The following is a 20,987-nucleotide window of genomic DNA, read 5'->3' as shown; positions in this document are numbered from 1 at the left end:
TATGTTAGTGATGAAAAATTGTGCTATTGAGCCAGGGGATATTATATTCGTGGTTTCAAACAGCAGCAACTCATGGGTACGCTTTAAAAAAGCTGCCCAGTCACTAACGACCCCTGGCAACAAACACGGACATATGGAAGTTATAACCGTTTTTGTTTGTACAGGTAAAAATAAGCATGGGGTGATTTGTCATAATTATGAATTGCAACTCACTTTACCCACCTCCTTATTTATTAAAAATTTAAGGGAAAAAACAATAGAAGAATTGACTTCTCTTCTTGTAAATTACTGCAATAAAGAATTCACAGCAGGCGAAATTAAGAAGGTTCTTGCTGAAGGTCCCGAGTGGATGAAAAAATTGCAGGCCCAGATAACGGGGAATGAGAGTACACAGGAATTAATTGAAATACTTCTTAAAGACACCGGGGAAAGAAAAGAAAAACTTATGGATTTGCTTGTGAGGTTTTGGCAAGCATCAGGAGAAGCAGATACTCTTCCTATAGTAAACTCAAGTTTACTGGTCTTCAAACATAATGATCAAAACCAAAGACAGCAATTTCTAAAGGGTTTCCTGGAGCAAGTCGAAACCACTAAACGATTACATGCCCAAGGAAAAACTCGTACCAGCTGGTGGGCTGTAATTAAATCCCTTTTTCAATGGTCAAACCGGCAGGATGAACAAGATAGAAAAAAAATTGCTCCATCGGATGAAACTTTTTGTTCAAGCAATGTGATGCAAGTTTTAAATCAGGTTAACCCCAATCTGGTAAACAGGGGAAGATATGTTTTACCAAAAACCCTGGAAGCGGGGCTTCGTGAAGCAACTAAAAGTAAAAAATCAAAAGATGAAGCGGGTATCGAGGAGCCTTTGGATGATTTTGAGGACATGATTGCTGCACAAGAACAACTTCTACCTCCATTTAGATTACAAATTTTACCTGCTACGGGTAAAGAATTGATGCGCACGTTACTGGAAAGGGTGGATACAGAAATTACCCGTATTGAAGCAAAACGCTGGTTTACTCAAGCGGATAGGGAAAAAGCGCGGGAATTGAAACGGCTCCTGATTCCGTTTCGTGATCCCAAATATCAAAATTATCCTATTCATTTACAGGTTGAAGTAGCTTTAAAACTCATCTGCACTTTACTTCCTGCCCTCAAAAGAAAAACAGGTTTACTGGGAGAGTGGTTCCCAGCAACTTCTTATACAAACATCAGAGCTTTTGCCCGTACCCAAGGCATTTTTGACGGCGATATACGTGAGGCAATGGAGAAGCTGCAAAGTCAACCCTTAAAAGATATTGATGAAGGGACACAAGAAGAAATCATTAAGTCTCCTCAAAGCTTGGATACGAGTCAAATATATATTTTTTCGGATTGGTCTTTTTCTAGTTGGTCCGCTAGTAAACGTAAGCTGCTGCTCAATCATATGAATGAGCTACTCACTGTAGGGCATGAGGTATATCTATGGAAGAGTGGTTATTTAGTCAAAATGGATAAAATGGCTTTAAAGAATGCGATAAACGGAGAGGATTTTGATGATTTACTGTCACCCCAACTAAAACCAGCAACCCGAACTTCATTGATAGAGCATGCCCAACAGCAACAATTAGATACAACAAAACTCAGATTTCTCGATTACAGAGAGTGTAGGAAGTTAGCAGGAGAAAATGAATCTCTTGAAACCCTGCTCGATCATGCTGCCCCGTTATTCTCAACGCAAATGGACGAGTACCATGTGCAGCAAATGAAGCTTGAAATTCTTGATGTTGAAATGGCAAATGCCCAAGATGAAAAAGAGCAATTCGTGATGGAGGAGCTGAAAAAACGGATCACGGTCCTTAAGGATACAAAGCACAAAACTTATAGAAGCGGCATGGATACCAAGGCTTGTGTGAATCAATCCAATTACAGGAAACCCGTTTTTAAACCGGTTGATTTTTTAACTGCGACCCCCTCGGTCAAATATTACCGTGATGAGGTGTACTCCGAGCTGGTGATTCCTGAAAATCCCACTTCACCATTTCACTATTTTGAACTTGGGGGAATGAATGCCACTGAAAAACTGGTTGAATGTGACTATGATTTTCATCCGGAGGGATTAACAGAACAGTTAATCAAAAAAAGAAAAACAGAATCAAAGCTTGTTTTAATGGAAGGAAAAAAGAAAGTAAGCTTGACCGAAAATTGGCGCGCTTTGCCTTCCTTACAGCCCGGTGAGACTTTGTTGGATATTGCAATTGAAGGATTAAAAAAGGAAGATTTTGAAATTAAATACTCTAAAGAAAATCACCTGTATTTTATTCGTTTGCTTAAACCCATTCCAGAGTCTCGGGACACTTTCATTAATTTGTTATTACGAATGCCGCAACACTATCGAGTCAATCCTGTTTTTAACACGTTAATTACACGTCCTGAACATCAACAGATACATCAACTGATGTTGAAATACCTCAGTTTCGGCAGAGATCATGGGGCATTACGACAAACCATTGATGTGACTGTGCATCGTGGGGAGGAATATCTTCAGGAGGCAAGGAAGCTATCTGTCGGGAGTTGTCGCTTAAGAGCCATTGCTTTTAAGGAAGAGATGAAACGCTTGTATCCTGATGTTCCAGTATCTATTGTGATTAACCCGGATCATTGTTTTATTGAGATGGAATTGGATGGTCAATGGCAGAGATATTGTTTGGGAGGATACCGGGATACTCCAGGTTTGCTGGAATCGGTAAAGGAAGAGAGTTTGACCTCCATGAATCCCGACGCAAAAAAGCATCGATTTTTTATTGAAAAGACAAAAGCTCCATTGCCAATGGGTGTTCCGGCTGAAGAAAATAGAGCCGTGAACCGCTTATGATATTAGGTTTATACTTTTTTCAGGTATTATGAAATGGAGTCTATGGATGGCCTAAAAAATGATAAACCTATTCGATGCACACTTACATATAATTGATTATCGTTTTCCCTTAGTGGAAAACCAATCATTTTTACCCGATGAATTTACTGTTACTGATTATCTTAAAATAGTTAAACCACTGCATGTGATTGGCGGGGCAGTAGTATCAGGTTCTTTTCAGGCTTTTGATGACACTTATCTATTAAATGCCTTGCACGCATTGGGTCCAAATTTTGTGGGAGTGATCCAATTACCTGCCACTGTAAGTGATCAACAAATTAGTGAATTAAACCGGCAAGGAATTCGAGGTATACGATTTAATCTGAAACGAGGCGGTTCAGAAACAGGAATATATTTAGAGGAGATGGCCCATCGAATTTATGAAATTGCCAATTGGCATATTGAATTATATGCTGACTCTTCCGAGCTCACGGATTTAATCGATGTGTTAATCCATTTACCGGCTTTGAGCCTGGATCATTTAGGTTTATCGAAAAAAGGTCTTCCTTTACTCTTCAAGCTTGTGGAGCATGGGGTTAAAGTTAAGGCTTCAGGATTTGGAAGGGTTGATTTTGATGTGGCCCCTATATTAAAAACGATTGCATCAATTAATCCCAATGCTTTAATGTTTGGTACCGATCTTCCTTCAACACGGACACCCCAGCCTTTTAAACAGGAAGACATTACTCTTATTTCGGATGCGTTTGATGAGAGTATGGCCAAGAAAATTTTATTCACTAATGCGGTAGAGTTTTATCGTTTACCGCTGAGAGATTTAGGCGCCAATTTGTAGGGTATGTTTTGCCGCGGAGCTTGACTTAAAACGTCAAATCGAATTGGATATTGGATGCAAATTATGCTTCGGGGTGATTTTTTGTTTCACCCCGAAATTATATTTAATTATCTCTATTTGTTCTATTTTACTCGAGAAAATCGGGTAATCTCAAAAGCTAATAACTTAAAATAATCATAGGACATGTAAAATTCCCCACTATTGCCAACAGAAGTTCCCCATGAGTTACGAAGGAATAATAATCCTTTATGTTTTACTCCGTTATTATCCACAGCGACAGCCTGATCATCGTATCCGGTAATAATCATTTGATGAGCTGATTTTACATTGTTAATTCCTGCTGCAATTTCCGGTGTTAATACCCAGGTATCTTTATAAATCCAGGTCTTATATTTGCCAACGGCACCCACCAGTCCCAAATCAGTACGTGGAAGCAGTACCGCAAAAGCCAATCGATCACCAGCATTCAATGCTTGTTTTACTTCATCCAAGTTGTTCTCGGGAGCCTGCCTATGGTAGACATCAGACCAACTCACCTCATTACCGAAAACGGGTTCACTTATTGAACTAAACTGTTCGGGTTCAATAAATGAGTCAGGGTCATGTTCTCGGTAAGCTGGGTATTCGGTCATGCCGCCGCAACCATATTTCCGTTGTTTTGCTTTATTCACGATTCCATATTGATCCATTTGTCCAATCACATGGCTTGCATAACTCCCATTCCAACCACTGTAACCATATCCCTGTTTTTCCAAATAACTTCCCAACTGCAGATTACATAATTGGCTTATATAATCACCTTTGACCATTGTGGCATCAACTGCGGCTGTTATTGCAAACGTGGTGCAGGTTCCATGTATTCCCTGATCCAAAACGGGCACATTATTCATACCCAACGCTACTTTATTCGCAATCGCGGCAGCTATCTTACCCGATGCTGTTTTGGCAAATGATTGGGTATGCCCTAAAGTATCTTGAGCATGTTGCACCAAATATTTTTTCGCCTCATCAGATAGTTCTACGTGTAATAAGTGGATGACTTTTTCATTTTTTATAGATTTTTTGGATGCTGATTGGGCTTGTGCCTCCGTTAAAGTCTGCTTTAACGATCCAATAACCGTAATATCTTCGGCATAAATACTTTGAGTTACCAATAAGGCTAAAGCACATGATTGGATTGATTTAACGGAAAATTTCATTAAACCCATATTAATCTCTCTAAATTAAAATTAAGGTGATTGTATGCGTTTAGATTTTACTGTCAACTAATGAGCATGTTGCATTTATCTTTTCTATCTGTGGCAAACGGATAATACGGATGTCTTTATTAAGATTTATTGAATGGATACAATAGTTTAAAAATTTTGAGGCGATAGGGACATGTCCATTATAGATAAAATCTTGGGAAAACCTCTCCCATTAAGGTCCAGGGAAAAGCAAGAGTTGTCCGTTTTAACTGGAGTCCCTGCGCTTGGTTTAGATTCATTGTCTTCAACAGCATATGGTCCAGAAGCTGCACTTGCCATTCTATTACCCACTGGAGTTATAGGCTTAAGTTATTTTTTTAGCATTTCTTTATTAGTCGTTCTTGTGCTGATGTCTTTATATTTTTCCTATTTACAAACCGCTGCGGCCTATCCTGGAGGTGGGGGGGCGTATGTTGTTGCCAGTGATAATTTGGGAAAAAAATACGGTTTAGGCGCCGCGATTTCCTTAATCCTGGACTATTTATTGAATGTTACAGTGGGTATCTCAGCAGGTGTGGGCGCAATTGTATCTGCAATCCCGTCATTGCTCCCTTATACTCTTAGCTTATGCCTTATTATTTTGTTTATGCTCACGCTGATTAACTTACGGGGTATCCGGGAGTCAGGGAGACTTTTCTTAATCCCCGTAGTTATTTTTATCATTTGCATGTTCATTACATTGTTCATCGGTGCAGTAGATGTCTGGAGTGGGGGCGGGAATCCATTCCCTCTAAGTGAATCGACAAAAATGCAAACTTCCCATTCCGAAACACTTACCTTTTGGATTTTATTAACGGCTTTTGCTAATGGTTTAACGGCAATGACGGGGGTAGAGGCAGTAAGTAATGCCGTGCCTTTATTTCGCAAGCCCACAGTTAAAAATGCCCAATGGACATTGACGGTTATCGTGGTCACATTGGCTCTTTTTTTACTATTGATTGGTTATATTTGCCCTGCTTACCATATTGTAGCCATGAATCAGAACCAACAAGGGTATCAAACCATACTGTCACAAATAGTTGAGATGACTATGGGAAAAGGTGTTTTTTACTATATTTCGATTGCCAGTATATTCATTGTTCTTGCTTACTCAGCCCAGACAAGTTTTTCCGGGTTTCCAAGAGTATGCCGCTTACTTGCAGAGGATAATTATTTACCTCATTTTTTTTCGGAACGAGGCAGACGTCTGGTTTTCTCAGTGGGAATTGTCATTTTAGCAATTTTTTCAGCAATTATTCTCATTATTTTTAAAGGCATAACAAATAATCTGATTCCCTTGTTTGCTGTGGGCGCATTTAGTGCCTTTTTGTTTTCCCAGATTGGGATGGTGGTTTATTGGCTACGTCAGGAGAATCGTAAAGTCCATTACAAACTGATAATTAATGCCGTTGGCGCCGGGGTTACTGCAATTGCCCTTTTTATTATTGTCATTACAAAATTTGTCGAAGGTGCCTGGATAATTGTTGTTCTTGCACCTACTCTTGCCCTGTTAATGCATCGTATTAAACATCATTATGAACGAATTGCCCAGGAAATTGAAAAGCCTATAAAAATAGATCCGAGTTTACTTAAACCCCCTGTAGTAATTATTCCAATACATGGTATCGATTTACTCGCCGAAAAAGCGATTCAATTTGGAATGTTGCTTTCCGACGATATTACTGCTGTTTTTGTTGATGCAGGATATGAAGATGTTGAGCGTTTAAAACAGCTTTGGCATGAAAAAATTGAAATACCCGCCCAAAAAACAGATAAAGGAATTCCTAAACTGGAAATTATTAAATCACCCTATCGCCGAATTTATAAACCTTTATTAAATTTCGTGAACAAAGTAAGAAAAGAGAGGAAAAATAGACTCATTGCTCTTATTATACCTGAGTTGGTTGAGCCTAAATGGTATGAATACCTGTTACACAATATTCATGCCCCGGGGCTGCGTACTTTACTTTTTCTAGAACGTGATCCTCGCACGATTGTTATCACAATCCCGTGGTATCTGCGTGAGTAATAAAAATAAGGATTGATTGATGACACAATTTGAAACATTATTTCATTTTATGAAAAAACCGGTTGTTATTCTTTTTTATGCAATATTAGTGATTTTGGCCTATTATTTTGTAGACAAACCTTTGGCAACCTATTTTTATCAGTTGGCACTTGGAAACAAGCTGCCTTTTTTGGAAATACTGACTGCGTTGGGTAAATGGATTGCTTACGTTATTTTATTTTTTATTGCTGGCTTGTATTTCCGGTACATCCAGGTGAATGCGGTATATGAAGCTCGCTCCTGGTATTTATTTGGTTGCGTGTTCCTGGCCAATTTGGTTTGTTTGATTTTGAAGGTTTCCTTAAGCCGCGCTCGTCCTGATTTATTGTTTACAAATAATGAATTTGGATTTTATTGGTTTAAGTTAAGTTCGAACTACTGGTCTTTGCCTTCAGGACATACAACAACCGTAATTAGTTTGGCTGCAGGAATCGGAACCATTTTTTCTCGGTATTTTTATGTTTTACTGACTATTGCTCTACTCATTGCAGCATCCCGAATAGTGTTATGTTTTCACTATTTGAGCGATGTAATGAGTGCATTTTATATTAGTCTGTTGGTAGTTGGTTTTTTTACAGGATATCTTAAACGGAAGAATTGGCTTAAAAAAATGGATTGCGCTGTTCGATAACTCTATCTCGAATAGTAATGAGTTTTTAACTCCGTCAATCCGGATAGCCAATCTAGGGAGAGGTTATGAATATAGAGACTGAGTTAAAAACTCTGGTATGCGTCTATGCCAGGTATGATGAAGAAAAAAAAAATTATGCAAGTGATTTAAATAACGAGGCGCTTTTACGTCTTGATTCCAATTTTATAAAAGTAATTAATAAATTATTGCTTAAAGATGGACCAGATAAAAATAAAATCCGAAAAAATTATAAACGGTTATCTTTGTTTTTTCATCCTGATCTTCAAGAGAAATTCAATCCTGAAGTGAGATGGCTCGAAAAGAATTTATCTGAAGATCGTAATGATGGTGCTTGTTTTAAGACCTTAAGCCTTTGTTATGGGAAATTAACATCTCCCCAGGATTTTAAACCGATTAAATTCGATGATATTACAACTCGGGAAGATCTTAAAAAATGGTTGGAAAATTTAAAAAATACTTCCAGGACTTATACCGAACGTAACTTTTATGTAAGTCTATTGGGATTACTTGAACAATCTGGCGGTTATTTTGATCAAGTAGGAAAGATTAAACCTAGAGGAATACGTGCGTTGATTGCGTTTCTCCCCATGGTTTTTATCAGTTTTGGTACTTTTGTTTTTGCTGAAGAATTATTTGCTGTTTATGCCCTTTATTTTGCTTTGTTACAGAGTGGGCAATATATGGAAAGCAGTAATTTAAAAGGGTTACAAAATCTGGGGCGTACGTTGCAAAAAATTTCACTAGTTTCTGCAACTACCACTACGACTTTACTGGTTCGCCTGGTGGAGATGACTTTTTGGGCATCCCGCCAATGTTATGATATAAGTTTGCAGATAGGCTCTACGATTCTAATTCCATTAATTGGTGATTCTTCCGAAAAATCGGCTGACCTAGGTGCTGATGAGAATTTTTGCCGGGATTTAATTCTTGCGAGTCAAAATTGCAATGCGGGGGATAATTTTAAAACGCCCCAATTAAAAATGATCGCTGCACCCATTGAATCCTATCTTGGATTATTACAGCAGCAATTTTTTATAAGCTTTCGGGCTGGAGGAATAAAGTCGCGCGCCTTGGATGCTTTTTTGCTCAGGATGCGTGTAATAGATAAAGATGATGATTTACCTGTAGAACAAAAAATCGCTAAAGCCCATGAAGCATTGGAACTCGTTAAAAAAACTCCCGATGTTTACGTGAAAGGGGGGAAAACTGCTTTGGCTGTAGACCGGGCTGAGCGCGTGATTAGGCTGTTACAAGAGGATTGTGGCATGGAGCCTGCTGTATTGGGGAAGGTGTGAATTATTATATTGAAATCCTGTTTAAACTTCAGTACCCGCTTCGAACGGACGTTGGTTTACTTAGGATAAAGGTGCCGGACTCAGCTTAAATAGACTTTCCCCCTTGAATTTGGCACAGAATGTCTGGCAAGATGCATTTGTTTTGATTATCCAGTGAGGAATTATGAAAGTTCTCGTGGCAGTGAAGCGTGTAATCGACCCTTATGTCAAAATTCGGGTCAAATCGGACCATTCCGGAGTTGAAACCCAAAATATAAAAATGGCAATGAATCCATTTGATGAAATTGCAGTGGAAGAAGCATTACGTTTACGTGAAAAAAATTGGGCTACTGAAGTAATCGCTGTATGTATTGGCGGTGATAGCTCACAGGAAACATTAAGGCATGCTCTCGCCTTAGGGGTGGACAGAGCAATTCTGGTCCAAACTCAAGATTCATTGGAAAGCCTTAATATCGCAAAAATCTTAAAAAAGATTGTTGAGGACGAGAAACCCAATTTAGTGTTAATGGGAAAACAGGCTATAGACGGGGACAACAATCAAACACCGCAAATGCTGGCGGCTTTACTAAATTGGCCTCAGGCTACCTATGCTTCCAAAATCGAACCCCAAGGCGAACAACTAATGGTTACTCGCGAAATTGACGGCGGACTGGAGACAATCAGTGTGCGTTTGCCTGCTGTAGTAAGTTCGGATTTACGCTTGAATGAACCACGATATGCCAGTCTACCCAATATTATGAAAGCAAAAAAGAAACCCTTGGATGTTTTGCGGTTAGAGAACATGGGATTGTCACTAAAAAAACATGTTGAGATATTGAAAGTCACTGCACCTGCAGTTCGCAGTGCTGGAGTGAAAGTGGAATCAGTGACTGAGTTATTGGATAAATTACAACATGAAGCCAAAGTGCTTTGATAAGGGGGAGTGATGAGCACTTTAGTACTCGTTGAACATGATAATCAAACCTTACACCCAAGTACTCGCAATGCCCTGGCTGCGGCATTGGAACTGGGCGAAAATCCGACTTTGCTTGTTATAGGGCATCAATGTAAAACTGTTGCTGAACAGGCTGCTTCTCTTGCAGGCGTACATGCTGTTTGGTGCATTGATAAGCCCTGTTACGAACATCCTCTGGCAGAGCAAGTCAGTGAAGTGGTTCTTTCGTTTGCGAACTCATTCAAGGCAATATTAGCTCCGGCCAGCACTTTCGGTAAAAATATTGCTCCTCGCATTGCAGCACAATTGGATGTAACCCAAGTTTCGGATGTCAGTAAAATTATTGATAAGGATACCTTCGAACACCCAATATATGCAGGGAATGCCATAGAAACTGTAAGGGTGCTTGATCCGATAAAAGTTTTGACTGTTCGCTCCACAGCATTTAATCCTGTAACTGAAAGCCAATCAAGTTGTTGCATTGAACAAATCGACAAAGAATATGTTGCAAAAGACAGCCAATTCGTAAAACATGAATTAAGCAAATCGGAACGTCCTGACTTGGGCAGCGCTAAAATTGTTGTTTCAGGTGGAAGAGGACTGCAAAGTGCCGAAAAATTCAAGCTGATAGAAGAATTGGCTGATGTACTTGGAGCAGCTGTGGGAGCATCCCGTGCGGCAGTAGATGCTGGATTTGTGCCTAATGATTATCAAGTAGGGCAAACTGGAAGAATAGTTGCTCCGATGCTTTATATCGCTGTAGGAATTTCCGGAGCGGTACAGCATTTGGCAGGAATGAAAGACTCCAGGATAATAGTTGCCATTAATAAAGATGAAGATGCGCCTATATTTCAAATCGCTGATTATGGTTTGGTTGGCGATTTATTCGAGCTTGTACCACAATTGATCGAACAATTAAAAAAACGTTAGAGGGAGAGAGTATGTTAGTAGGTGTTCCAAAAGAAATTAAACCCCAGGAAAATCGGGTAGGTCTTGTTCCTTCTAGTATTAGGGAAATTATAAGAGCAGGAAGCTCCGCTATAGTGGAAAAGGGCGCTGGATTAGGAATCGGGATTTCTGATGAGGATTATCGGCATGCGGGAGCAGAGGTAGTAGATAGTGCTGATGAAGTATTCTCCAGAGCGGAACTTATAGTAAAAGTAAAAGAACCACAACCCATCGAGTGCAAACGCTTGCGTGAAGGCCAGACTCTGTTTACCTACCTGCATTTAGCCCCAGATCCACATCAGGCGCGGATGCTTAAAGAATCTGGAGTGACAGCTATTGCATATGAGACAGTAACTGAAGAAGGGGGCGGTTTGCCTTTATTAGCTCCTATGTCACAAGTTGCTGGACGAATGTCCATTCAGGCTGGTGCTCATTGCCTGGAAATGGCTCAAGGAGGTAGCGGTATTCTATTAGGAGGCGTTCCCGGTGTAGCTGCGGCAAATGTAGTAGTTATTGGTGGGGGAGTCGTTGGAACTAATGCGGCGCGTATGGCGATGGGAATGGAGGCACAAGTTACGGTGCTTGACCGCTCGTTACAGCGTTTAAATGAATTGGATTTCCAATTCGGTTCCAAAATTAATACTGTTTATTCCACGGTCGATGCTATAGAAAACTATGTGTCGCGTGCGGATTTGGTAATTGGTGCAGTGTTGGTTCCCGGTGCAGCTGCTCCAAAATTAGTTACTCGCTCCATGCTTAAATCAATGAGGCCAGGGTCGGTATTGGTGGATGTAGCAATTGACCAAGGTGGATGTTTTGAAACAAGTCGTCCTACAACACATCAAGAGCCTACTTATGTTATTGATAATGTGGTGCATTATTGTGTTGCAAACATGCCAGGTGCAGTACCAAGAACATCAACTTTTGCCTTGAATAATGCCACCTTGCCATTTGTATTGAGCATTGTTACCAAAGGGGTGAAATTGGCCTTGTTAAATGATAAACATTTACTCAATGGCCTAAACGTGCATCAGGGTAAAATTACTTTTGATGCGGTCGCACGTGATTTAGGGTATGAGTATACACCTGCAGCCATTGCATTAGCTGGTCGTTAATTTTCTCATATGTGTATAGCCTGGGTGCACAAGAGTTTACCCAGGCGATGATTCATTCTGGATGAGCAAACAAAATCTGGAAATTAGTGATTATCCCTTCCATTTGATTATAACTTTCGTTGCCTGAGATTTGATTTTGTATGCATTCCCAGCAATTTTGCTTGTCTATATACTTTAGGATTAAGCACAACTTCTGGATCCGCAAATCCTCGACAGGGCCTGGGTATATCAGAAATTGTGCACAATTTAATGATGGCGCATCTCCTTGGAGTTGCACTCGCTGTCAATTGTGAGAACAGAGAAGATTAAAACAAACTGTCCTCGCCGGGTGGCAGTTGCTGCTGATCATTGCTTGCGTTATAAACAGGGGTTGGTTCCTCTTCTGCAGGAACTTCCTTATTACGAAAATACTCAATGATTCCATTTGCCTGATTCGGATGAGCCAACAAGCCGCTGTGAGGATCAATACGGACAGCGACTATGTTCTCAGGCTGCTTCATTTCGCTTTCCGGTTTTCCTTTTAAAGCAACTTTCATAAAGTCTATCCATAAAGGCAGAGCAAGTCCCGCTGCATATTCATGTAAGGATTTTGGATTATCAAAACCAATCCAGGTTGTCACCACAAGATCAGAATTAAACCCCGCAAACCAGGCATCTACCTGGTCATTGGTTGTGCCTGTTTTACCTGCTATATCTTGACGGTTGAGCACACGAGCTGCACGTGCAGTACCATGCTGAACTACATCTTTTAATGCGGTATACATCAAAAAGGTAATGTCTTCGGGAAGGACTCGAGGTGCAAGGGTGGAGTGATCCACATTCTCATTGCAGTTGTTACACACGATGGTGGGTTTGGCTTGTAACAAAATTTTACCTTCTGTATCAGTAATATGATCAATGAGATAAGGCTCAACTTTGTAGCCGCCGTTTGCGAAAATGGCATAAGCAGCAGTAAGGTCCATAGGACTGATGGATAAACTGCCTAAGGCCAGAGACAGCCCCTTGGGAAGAGTCTTCTTGTTAAATCCGAAACGAGTTAGAAAATCGATGGTGTAATTAATGCCTATATCATCGAGGATGCGGATGGAAACGAGATTCTTGGATTGGACCAAAGCCTGTTTTAAACGTGTTGGTCCATTAAATTTAAGGTTTACATTATGGGGGCGCCAGAGATTAGGTTGGCTGGGGTCATCAACGACAATAGGTGCATCATTAATTAATGTGGCCAGAGAATAACCATTATTTAATGCGGCTGCATATACAAAGGGTTTAAAGCTTGAACCAGGTTGTCTGCTTGATTGGGTGGCGCGATTAAATTTACTTTTTTGGAAATTGAATCCACCAACAAGAACTTCTATAGCCCCATTTTTAGGGTTAAGTGCTACCATCGCTGATTCAGCTTCAGGAATCTGCGATAACTCCCAATGGTCTTTGGTGGAGCGAACATAAATAATATCCCCAACAGCAACAATTTGCATTGCTTTGGAAGGTGACTTCCCTACCCAACCATTTTTCAGAGCGGGCCTAGCCCAGGACATGCCAGCCCAGGGAATAAGAATGGTTTGTCCACTTTGTAATTTAGCTGTAGCCTCTCTTTCATGTACTTCAGTAACTACTGCAGGAACAAGATGGTTAAGCTCCGGATATTTCTCCAGGTTCTTTTGAATTGCCCGTAAGGATTTGCTGTCTTTTTCGCCAATAGTGGCAACAGGTCCACGATAACCATGCCGATGGTCATAGGCTATTAAATTTTTTTCAACTACATCATTGGCGGTATTTTGTAATTTCCCATCAATGGTTGTGTATACTTTATAGCCTTTTGTATAGGCATCCGGACCGAAATTGTCGTATAGGGACTGACGAATCATTTCAGCTACATACGGTGCTTTTACCTCAATGTTGGTACCATGATATTTGGCAGTAATAGGTTGATTAATGGCATTTTGATACTGTTCTTCATTAATATAATGCTCTTCCAATAAGCGCTCTAACACATGATCGCGGCGTTTTTTGGCGGCAAGGGGGTTCGCAATTGGATTTTGTGTGGAAGGGGCTTGAGGAAGGCCCGCAATCATCGCTAATTCAGCCAGGTTTAATTCTTTGAGGGTTTTGCCGTAATAGACCATTGCTGCAGCACCTACCCCATAAGCACGATTCCCAAGGTAAATTCGGTTAAGGTAGAGCTCAAGGATTTTTTCTTTGCTCAACTCCCTGTCTATTTTTATAGCCAGCATGATCTCATTAAATTTACGTAAAAAGGTTTTTTTGCGGCTTAGAAAGAAATTGCGTGCCACTTGCATGGTAATGGTACTGCCGCCCTGAGATTTTGTTCCGGTTTTCACCATACGTACTGCTGCGCGGCCAAGACCTAAAACATCAACGCCAGGATGTTCAAAAAAGCGCTGATCTTCGGTAGCAATCAATGCATGAATGAGCATAGGCGGTATTTCATCATAGGTGACGGGGATTCGTTTTTTTTCACCATATTCCTGGATTAGCAAACCTTCCTTACTAAAAATTTGTAAAGGTACTTGCAATTGTACTGTTTTTAAGGAATCTACATTGGGGAGTTGGCTTTCAAGATAGAGGTATAAGAAACTACCTGCTACTATCAAAACAAAAAACAGGCTCATCAGCGCCCATAGACCTTTACGCCAGAAGTATGCCATTTTCATAGAGTCATGTGTTCTTTAAATAAAATTTGGCGGATATTATACAGTGATTCTCGATAAGATTGCGAGTTTTGTGCAAAAAAGAGGGTAATTTTAGTACTTTATTTCGTGTTTCATTGAATTTCCGTGACAAAATCCAATGAAACACATGGAACAAAGTCTCTTCCCCTTATTCGTTAATCAGTGAGGGGGTCTCATCTTCAACCACATTTTCAGATGACGAGGGAGTTATTTGGGGGACTATTGGGAAAAAACGAGCGTTCGTTGCTCCTCTTTGTTGAAGAATTCCAGCCAAACCTGTCATATAAGCAGGGGCCATAACTGGATAGCGCCGAATCAGCCCTCCCTCTTCTTCCTTTGACTTTTTATAGTTCTGTAACTCATTAATAATTACTTGTTGTGTTTTATTTTTTTCTTCCGCTTCCTGCAGTTTGGTATCTTTTTCCAGTAATTGAGCCTCTATTTCCGACTTTTCTTTCTCGAGCTTCTCTCTTGCCGTCTTTTCTCTCTCTGCGGTTTCCTCTAATTCCTTCAATTTTTCTTTTAACTCTAAATTTTCTTTCTCGGCTTTTTCTCTTTGGGCTTTTTCTTTTTCAGCGGTTTCTTCTTTTTGCTGCAGTTCTTCTTTTAATCGCAGATTTTCTTTATTGGGTAAGGTCTTTTCATGCTCCTCGCATAAATCATAGGCATAATTTTTGATGGCTTCCGGACTGGATTTTATTGACAGTCTGCATTTATCCAGAACTTCATCCATAATTAGAAGACCTGAATTACAATAAGAGTTTTCAAACCAGCTGTTATTCATCAATCCATTTAACTCAATACGAAGTGGTTCGTCAGTGAAGCTGCTGTGTGTTACTTTAAATACTTTGTCTTTCGAGACCTTCAATAACTGCTGGAAATCCAAAAGAAGTTGAATTATTTGTTGGCGATATAATCCCAATTCTTCTGGGGAGTAGGGAACCTTTCTATCCAGCTGAGCTTTAAGAAAAGTTATTTCGTGTAAAAGAAAACTAAGGAAGGGTTTGCGATCTGCATAGTCTGCGGTACAGGCAACGATGAGTTCTTTTAGCCGTATGTCAAAATTAACTTCAGTATTTTGGATTATTTTTTTGGCAGATTCGCGAGATTTTTCTTTGAGTACCGTAGGGTCATTTTCATCGACTAATTTACGAGGTACTCGCTGTGCATCATGATAACGTACTATAACGGTAGCGAGTGAATAAATTAATTCTTCTAATCGAGTCATGCCAATCTCCTTTTAAAGCATAAAATGTGAAATCCCCTTACAAGTTGGTCTTTCACTATATTAAATGTTTTTGCGAAGTGCAAGTTGGTGATGATGAAGTGGTAAAAATGACAATTTATAATCATTTATGCTATGGTAACAAATGCAGAAAACATTGTAATTTTTTAATAGCTTACGTTAACATCAAGAAATGGTTCTAGAGGAGTGTTTTTTGAATGCATGGAAGATTCAAGGGAATAGGACACATGCTCAAATTGTTTCAACCCAAGCATCGTTCAATTCTCGGAATAGATATAACATCAACCACGGTTAAAGTATTGGAAATTTCAGGGCAAGACGGGGCGCTTGTCGTTGAGAACTATGGACGTGAAGTATTACCCTCAAATGCAATGGATGGAAACACAATTAAAGACATAGAAACGGTTTCACGTTGTATTAAAAAAGTAATCGAACGCTTGCATACTCCATGCAAACAGGCCGCATTGGCTGTTCCTGACGCATCCGTTATCAGTAAATTAATACAAATCAATGAAGGTTTAAATGATGATGAAATGGAGGAGTTGATTGTTGCCGAGGCTGATAAATACATCCCTTATCCTATAGATGAAATTAATCTTGATTTTGAAATTTTAGGCCATTCTGAAAAAAATCCGCATATGCTCGATGTTCTCATAGTTGCATCACGAGCCGAAAATGTAAACCAGCGTGTTGAAACCGCAGTTCGGGCGGGTTTGGATGCGGTGGTAATTGATGTAGAGTCTTTTGCCGTGGAGCGTGCCTCACAACAACTTATAAAAGATTTACCTGCATCCGGAAAGGATAAAACCATTGCCATTATTGATATTGGTGCATGCTATACCCATTTATTTGTTCTGCAAGCAATGAAATTAGTCTATTCCAGGGAAGAAAAATTTGGCGGTAAACAATTAATCGAGTCCATTGCAGAACATTATAAAATGACCCTGGAACAAGCGGCGCTTGCAAAAGAAAATGGAGAATTACCTGAAGACTATGAAAAGGAAGTTTTAGAGCCATTCAAAGAAGATATTTTATTGCAAATCAAGAGAACCCTGCAGTTTTTTTATTCTACCAGTCAGGACGGGGATGTTGACCATATCCTGTTAGCGGGTGGATTAGCAAAACTTCCCGGGCTGGTTTCGTTGGTTCAGGAGCGGCTTGGGATGAGCACCACGATTGCTAATCCCTTTGCCAATATGACCCCGGGCAGAATGGTAAATCTGGATTCTATCAATAATGATGCTCCAGCACTGATGGTTGCTTGTGGTTTGGCCTTAAGGGATATTAAGTGAGATTATATGACGCAGATTAACCTTCTTCCCTGGCGCGAGTTAAAACGGGAGCAGGAAAAGAAACTGTTTGCCACCATGTTGCTTGGGTGCGTCGTGGCAGCGGCGTTTATCGTTTTTTTAATAAACTCTTATGCTTCGGGCTTAGTAAGTAACCAAATCACTCGCAATCAAATGCTTCAAAAAGAAATTAATGATATGGATGCGCAATTGAGAGAAATTAAAAATCTGGAAAAAGCCAGAGAAATGCTTATTTCCAGAATGTCCATAGTTCAGCATTTACAATCTACCCGCACCTTAATGGTGCACTTATTTGATGAACTCATTAAGGTCACGCCATCGGGGATTTATTTTACCAAAGTCGAGGGCAAAAATGATACCATCTCCGTTACCGGGTACACTGAGTCGAATACTTTTGTTTCCATATTAATGAAAAACATAGAAAATAATGATTGGCTTCATAATCCGGTTCTAAGTGAAATCAAGAGCGAAGAGAATAATAAAACTAATGAAAAAGAGAAAAACCCGATTGCTAAAAATGAATTTAAACTAACTTTTATCCTAGCGCCTCAATTCCAGATCGGGATTAAACTATGAATAGCATTAACCTGAATGAACTAACTCTGGAAAATGTGGGACAATGGCCGCTAGCGGTCAAAATAAGTGTTCTTATAGGGGTAAGCCTTTTAATTATCGGCTTGGGATATTGGCTTATCATACAAGATAACTTTAATCAGTTTGATAGGTTGAAAGGACAGGAAGCAACTTTAAAAACTGATCTGGAAAACAAACAAAGACAGTTGTTTAATTTACCCGCCTATCGAGAAGAGTTAAAAATTATGAGTGAGCGCTTTGTATCGATGTTGAAGCAGCTCCCAGAAAAAAATGAAATGCCGGGTTTATTGGAAGAGATATCTAAAACAGGGGTGGCATTAGGATTAACGTTTGAATTGTTTGCGCCGCAGCCAGAAGTATCACATGATTTTTATGTGGAATTGCCTATAAAAATTTCTGTAGTTGGAACTTATTTTCAATTGGCGATGTTTGTAAGTCGCGTGGCCCAGATGAATCGTATTGTAACGTTACATGATTTTTCTATTGAAGGGGTGTCTTCCAAAGATCAAAAAATAGTCTCGGGAGATGAATTGGTGATGAACATTACTGCTAAAATATATCGATACCGCACACAATGATGAGCCGAAAACAAAAATTGCCTGTATTTGTTCATTATCTTTATTACTGGTTGCATGCTCCGCTGATAACAGTGATTTGAGGCATTACATCCATGAAGTGAAGAACAGAAAAACCAGACAAATTGAACCCATTCCTTCATTTTCACCTTTGCCTACGTTTGTATTTCCTGAAAGTGCTAACAGACGCAATCCCTTTAAATTGATTGGTCCCCAAAAACAGGTTGATCTGAATGCACCGGATAAAAACCGGCCTAAAGAACCATTAGAATCTTATCCACTGGATGCATTAAAATTTGTAGGTACTTTAAGACAAGATAATGAAACCTGGGCATTGATAAAACTCCCTAATTCAGATATTACTCATGTGCGCGTAGGGAATTATATGGGACAGAATTATGGCCGTATTGTATCGATTAAAAATGATGCAATTCAATTGATAGAAACAACACAAACCTCAGGAAAGTGGGAAAAACATAGAACCACGATTGAATTATATACTGGGAAGTAGGAGCGAAAGTGCGGAAAATAGCTGCTTTTTTCATTTTAATTGGTATGAGCTTAAGTATAGCTGTTGCCCAAAATAACCCGCTTTTATCAGTAAAGGTAATTCCTTTACCTGAGGAGAAGTTGCGTATGGATTTCGAATTTGCGCGACCTCTTAAGCAAGAACCTGCAAGTTTCGTTACCCAAAAACCGGCACGCATAGTCCTTGATTTCATTGATTCCAATTTACAAATACCTGTTGATCAAAAAACCAAAGCAGTAAAGATAGGCTCTCTCAATACCTATACCCTTGTTGCAGTAGGTTCGCGTATTCGTGCCGTTCTGGATTTAAATTATCCTGTACCCTATTTAGGCTCAATCTCAGGAAAGGTTTATACACTTATCTTGAATGGTAAAAGTAATGAATTATTTAAAGGCCCTAAAGAAGTTTTAGTGACACATCGACCCGTTAAAACCAGTTATGAAGTGAATCATTTTGATTTTCGCGGAGTTGAGCGGCAAGGGGGGCGGGCAATAGTCAATCTTTCAAGTACCAGTGTACCTGTTGAAGTTGAAGAACATGGGAAGGAAATTCTTGTTAAATTTTTAAACACCAAAATCCCTCTGCAGTTAAGAAAACGTTTTGATGTATCTGATTTTCGCAGTCCGGTGAAACTGGTTACTTTCCAGCAAGTAGGGAAAAATGCGCATATGGTGTTATCTAACAAGGGGAGTTTTGGTCAGTATGTTTACCAGGTAAACAAACAATTCATGATTGATGTGTTCCCCCTCACCCAAGAGGAAGCACAACAGGCTAAATTAAAAAAGAAAGTTTTCTCAGGAAGAAGAATTTCTTTGAATTTTCAGAATATCAGTATACGCGCGGTCTTACAGTTACTGGCTGATTTCACCGGACTTAATATTGTAGTGAGTGATAAAGTACAAGGTAATATCACTTTAAGGTTAAATAATATTCCCTGGGATCAAGCTTTAGATATTATTTTGACTACCCAGGGGCTGGCAAAGCGCCAGACGGGAAATGTGATATTGGTAGATTATAAGGCTACTTTTGATAAAATGGAGGCAGAAGAGCTTAAAAATCAGAATATTATTCAAAAGCTTGAGCCGGTTCGATCGGAACTCATCCAAATTAATTATGCCAAAGCCACTGATCTTGCCATTTTGATTAAAGACAAACAAAATTCACTTCTCTCTGATAAGGGTAAAGTAAGTGTCGACACGCGAACGAATACAATTTGGATTCAGGACAGCGGTACTAAAATTGATGAAGTCAGAGATTTAATCAAACAGTTGGATGTACCTGTCAAGCAGGTACTTATTGAAGCACGAATTGTCGAGGTTACCAAAGATTTCGCACAAGATTTGGGAATACGATGGGGTGTTTCCAAACCCCCGCATTTAAGCGGTACATTGGCTGGTGCGAATCAGATGGCCCAAGGTGTTGCCCCTGCAAATGTGGTCCCATTTACAGACAGATTGAACCTCGATTTGGTTGCAGCTCCTGTAACGGGTGCAGTGCCCGCGTCAGTTGGTATTGCATTAGCCCAACTGGGTGATAATATTTTACTGGATCTTGAGCTGTCTGCGCTGGAAAGCGAAGGGCTTGCTGAGTTGATTTCAAGTCCGAGACTGATTACTGCAAATCAGCAACCTGCTTTAATTGATTCCGGCCAAGAAATTCCCTATCAGGAAGCTACCTCAAGTGGAGCAACGGCTGTAGCATTCAAAAAAGCAGTCTTGAGTTTAAAGGTAACCCCACAAATTACTCCTGACAGTAAGATTCTTATGGAGTTGAAAATCAATCAGGATACTGCCTCTCCCCAGTTATTTAATGGCGTACCTTCAATATTGACTAAAGAAATTCAAACAAACGTCCTGGTCAGTAATGGGCAAACAATTGTTCTTGGTGGTATTTATCAGCAGGATAAGAGTAAAAAAATAACTCGGGTACCTTTTTTTGGCCAGCTACCTGTTGTGGGAAATTTATTTAAAAATACGCAAATATCGCTTAAAAACGATGAGCTCCTTATTTTTATTACTCCAAAAATTATTACTAATTCATTATCAATAACGACAATTGAAGGCAGAAAACCGATTCGATTTGATGAAAAATGATATATTTATTGCCTTAAAGA

Annotated in this window: 16 protein-coding genes; 13 read left to right on the top strand and 3 right to left on the bottom strand. The window is 39.7% G+C overall.

Going from position 1 to position 20,987, the window contains the following annotated elements; all coding sequences use genetic code 11:
* Position 1: 1 nt before the first annotated feature.
* Together KYQ_RS07840 and KYQ_RS07835 are read left to right on the top strand one after the other, a co-directional pair.
* Complete coding sequence (locus tag KYQ_RS07840; RefSeq protein WP_019349832.1) at positions 2 to 2,857, top strand: hypothetical protein; 2,856 nt, start codon at positions 2 to 4, stop codon at positions 2,855 to 2,857.
* Between the two features lie 58 nt (positions 2,858 to 2,915).
* Positions 2,916 to 3,689 carry an amidohydrolase family protein gene (locus KYQ_RS07835; RefSeq protein WP_019349831.1) on the top strand — a complete coding sequence of 258 codons (774 nt, stop codon included), beginning with the start codon at positions 2,916 to 2,918 and terminating at the stop codon, positions 3,687 to 3,689.
* 122 nt (positions 3,690 to 3,811) lie between these two features.
* On the opposite strand, the gene KYQ_RS07830 is transcribed toward KYQ_RS07835, so the two are convergent.
* Positions 3,812 to 4,897 carry a C1 family peptidase gene (locus KYQ_RS07830; protein ID WP_010653125.1) on the bottom strand — a complete coding sequence of 362 codons (1,086 nt, stop codon included), beginning with the start codon at positions 4,895 to 4,897 and terminating at the stop codon, positions 3,812 to 3,814.
* Between the two features lie 172 nt (positions 4,898 to 5,069).
* On the opposite strand from KYQ_RS07830, the gene KYQ_RS07825 reads away from it, so the two are divergent.
* The 6 genes from KYQ_RS07825 to ald all read left to right on the top strand — a co-directional run bounded on the left by KYQ_RS07825 (position 5,070) and on the right by ald (position 11,927).
* Complete coding sequence (locus KYQ_RS07825; protein ID WP_010653126.1) at positions 5,070 to 6,944, top strand: APC family permease; 1,875 nt, start codon at positions 5,070 to 5,072, stop codon at positions 6,942 to 6,944.
* Between the two features lie 19 nt (positions 6,945 to 6,963).
* Positions 6,964 to 7,614, top strand: a complete 651-nt coding sequence (locus KYQ_RS07820; RefSeq protein ID WP_010653127.1) for a phosphatase PAP2 family protein — start codon at positions 6,964 to 6,966, stop codon at positions 7,612 to 7,614.
* Between the two features lie 65 nt (positions 7,615 to 7,679).
* Complete coding sequence (locus KYQ_RS07815; protein WP_010653128.1) at positions 7,680 to 8,930, top strand: hypothetical protein; 1,251 nt, start codon at positions 7,680 to 7,682, stop codon at positions 8,928 to 8,930.
* A gap of 163 nt (positions 8,931 to 9,093) precedes the next feature.
* Positions 9,094 to 9,843: an electron transfer flavoprotein subunit beta/FixA family protein gene (locus KYQ_RS07810; RefSeq protein WP_010653129.1), complete on the top strand. Its 750-nt coding sequence runs from the start codon at positions 9,094 to 9,096 to the stop codon at positions 9,841 to 9,843.
* A gap of 12 nt (positions 9,844 to 9,855) precedes the next feature.
* Positions 9,856 to 10,794 carry an electron transfer flavoprotein subunit alpha/FixB family protein gene (locus tag KYQ_RS07805; protein ID WP_010653130.1) on the top strand — a complete coding sequence of 313 codons (939 nt, stop codon included), beginning with the start codon at positions 9,856 to 9,858 and terminating at the stop codon, positions 10,792 to 10,794.
* 11 nt (positions 10,795 to 10,805) lie between these two features.
* Entirely contained in the window at positions 10,806 to 11,927 is a 1,122-nt protein-coding gene (ald, locus tag KYQ_RS07800) for an alanine dehydrogenase (RefSeq protein WP_010653131.1), read from the top strand.
* Between the two features lie 305 nt (positions 11,928 to 12,232).
* Here ald and KYQ_RS07795 read toward each other — a convergent pair whose 3' ends face one another.
* Together KYQ_RS07795 and KYQ_RS07790 are read right to left on the bottom strand one after the other, a co-directional pair.
* A complete protein-coding gene (locus KYQ_RS07795) occupies positions 12,233 to 14,602 on the bottom strand; it encodes a penicillin-binding protein 1A (RefSeq protein ID WP_010653132.1) in 2,370 nt (789 codons plus the stop codon).
* Positions 14,603 to 14,768: 166 nt separating this feature from the next.
* Positions 14,769 to 15,848: a hypothetical protein gene (locus KYQ_RS07790; protein WP_010653133.1), complete on the bottom strand. Its 1,080-nt coding sequence runs from the start codon at positions 15,846 to 15,848 to the stop codon at positions 14,769 to 14,771.
* A 245-nt stretch (positions 15,849 to 16,093) separates the two neighbouring features.
* Between KYQ_RS07790 and KYQ_RS07785 the strand changes: the two genes are divergently transcribed.
* Genes KYQ_RS07785 through KYQ_RS07765 form a run of 5 tightly spaced genes read left to right on the top strand, consistent with a single transcriptional unit; the run spans position 16,094 to position 20,967 of the window.
* A complete protein-coding gene (locus KYQ_RS07785) occupies positions 16,094 to 17,158 on the top strand; it encodes a pilus assembly protein PilM (RefSeq protein ID WP_010653134.1) in 1,065 nt (354 codons plus the stop codon).
* A 6-nt stretch (positions 17,159 to 17,164) separates the two neighbouring features.
* Entirely contained in the window at positions 17,165 to 17,752 is a 588-nt protein-coding gene (locus KYQ_RS07780; RefSeq protein ID WP_010653135.1) for a PilN domain-containing protein, read from the top strand.
* Positions 17,749 to 18,348, top strand: coding sequence for a type IV pilus inner membrane component PilO (locus KYQ_RS07775; protein WP_010653136.1), 600 nt, complete (start codon positions 17,749 to 17,751; stop codon positions 18,346 to 18,348). The genes KYQ_RS07780 and KYQ_RS07775 overlap by 4 nt, the downstream gene beginning before the upstream one ends.
* The gene (locus tag KYQ_RS07770; protein ID WP_035748869.1) at positions 18,329 to 18,856 is read left to right on the top strand and encodes a pilus assembly protein PilP; all 528 of its coding nucleotides are present in this window, start codon (positions 18,329 to 18,331) and stop codon (positions 18,854 to 18,856) included. The genes KYQ_RS07775 and KYQ_RS07770 overlap by 20 nt, the downstream gene beginning before the upstream one ends.
* An 8-nt stretch (positions 18,857 to 18,864) precedes the next feature.
* Positions 18,865 to 20,967, top strand: a complete 2,103-nt coding sequence (locus KYQ_RS07765) for a type IV pilus secretin PilQ (protein ID WP_010653138.1) — start codon at positions 18,865 to 18,867, stop codon at positions 20,965 to 20,967.
* The last annotated feature ends 20 nt before the right edge of the window (positions 20,968 to 20,987 follow it).

Source organism: Fluoribacter dumoffii NY 23 (genome assembly GCF_000236165.1).
In the GTDB taxonomy this organism is placed as follows: Bacteria; Pseudomonadota; Gammaproteobacteria; order Legionellales; family Legionellaceae; genus Legionella; species Legionella dumoffii.
The sequence above is the reverse complement of the archived record's forward strand: the minus strand, read 5'-3'. Positions and strand labels throughout refer to the sequence as shown.

What these genes read in the sequence shown, in the direction of transcription:
- ald (WP_010653131.1), top strand. Translation starts at nt 10,806, where the DNA reads ATGTTAGTAGGTGTTCCAAAAGAAATTAAACCCCAGGAAAATCGGGTA.
- KYQ_RS07825 (WP_010653126.1), top strand. Translation starts at nt 5,070, where the DNA reads ATGTCCATTATAGATAAAATCTTGGGAAAACCTCTCCCATTAAGGTCC.
- KYQ_RS07775 (WP_010653136.1), top strand. Translation starts at nt 17,749, where the DNA reads ATGAATAGCATTAACCTGAATGAACTAACTCTGGAAAATGTGGGACAA.
- KYQ_RS07805 (WP_010653130.1), top strand. Translation starts at nt 9,856, where the DNA reads ATGAGCACTTTAGTACTCGTTGAACATGATAATCAAACCTTACACCCA.
- KYQ_RS07790 (WP_010653133.1), bottom strand. Translation starts at nt 15,848, where the DNA reads ATGACTCGATTAGAAGAATTAATTTATTCACTCGCTACCGTTATAGTA.
- KYQ_RS07835 (WP_019349831.1), top strand. Translation starts at nt 2,916, where the DNA reads ATGATAAACCTATTCGATGCACACTTACATATAATTGATTATCGTTTT.
- KYQ_RS07815 (WP_010653128.1), top strand. Translation starts at nt 7,680, where the DNA reads ATGAATATAGAGACTGAGTTAAAAACTCTGGTATGCGTCTATGCCAGG.
- KYQ_RS07840 (WP_019349832.1), top strand. Translation starts at nt 2, where the DNA reads ATGTTAGTGATGAAAAATTGTGCTATTGAGCCAGGGGATATTATATTC.
- KYQ_RS07830 (WP_010653125.1), bottom strand. Translation starts at nt 4,897, where the DNA reads ATGGGTTTAATGAAATTTTCCGTTAAATCAATCCAATCATGTGCTTTA.
- KYQ_RS07810 (WP_010653129.1), top strand. Translation starts at nt 9,094, where the DNA reads ATGAAAGTTCTCGTGGCAGTGAAGCGTGTAATCGACCCTTATGTCAAA.
- KYQ_RS07820 (WP_010653127.1), top strand. Translation starts at nt 6,964, where the DNA reads ATGACACAATTTGAAACATTATTTCATTTTATGAAAAAACCGGTTGTT.
- KYQ_RS07785 (WP_010653134.1), top strand. Translation starts at nt 16,094, where the DNA reads ATGCTCAAATTGTTTCAACCCAAGCATCGTTCAATTCTCGGAATAGAT.
- KYQ_RS07795 (WP_010653132.1), bottom strand. Translation starts at nt 14,602, where the DNA reads ATGAAAATGGCATACTTCTGGCGTAAAGGTCTATGGGCGCTGATGAGC.
- KYQ_RS07780 (WP_010653135.1), top strand. Translation starts at nt 17,165, where the DNA reads ATGACGCAGATTAACCTTCTTCCCTGGCGCGAGTTAAAACGGGAGCAG.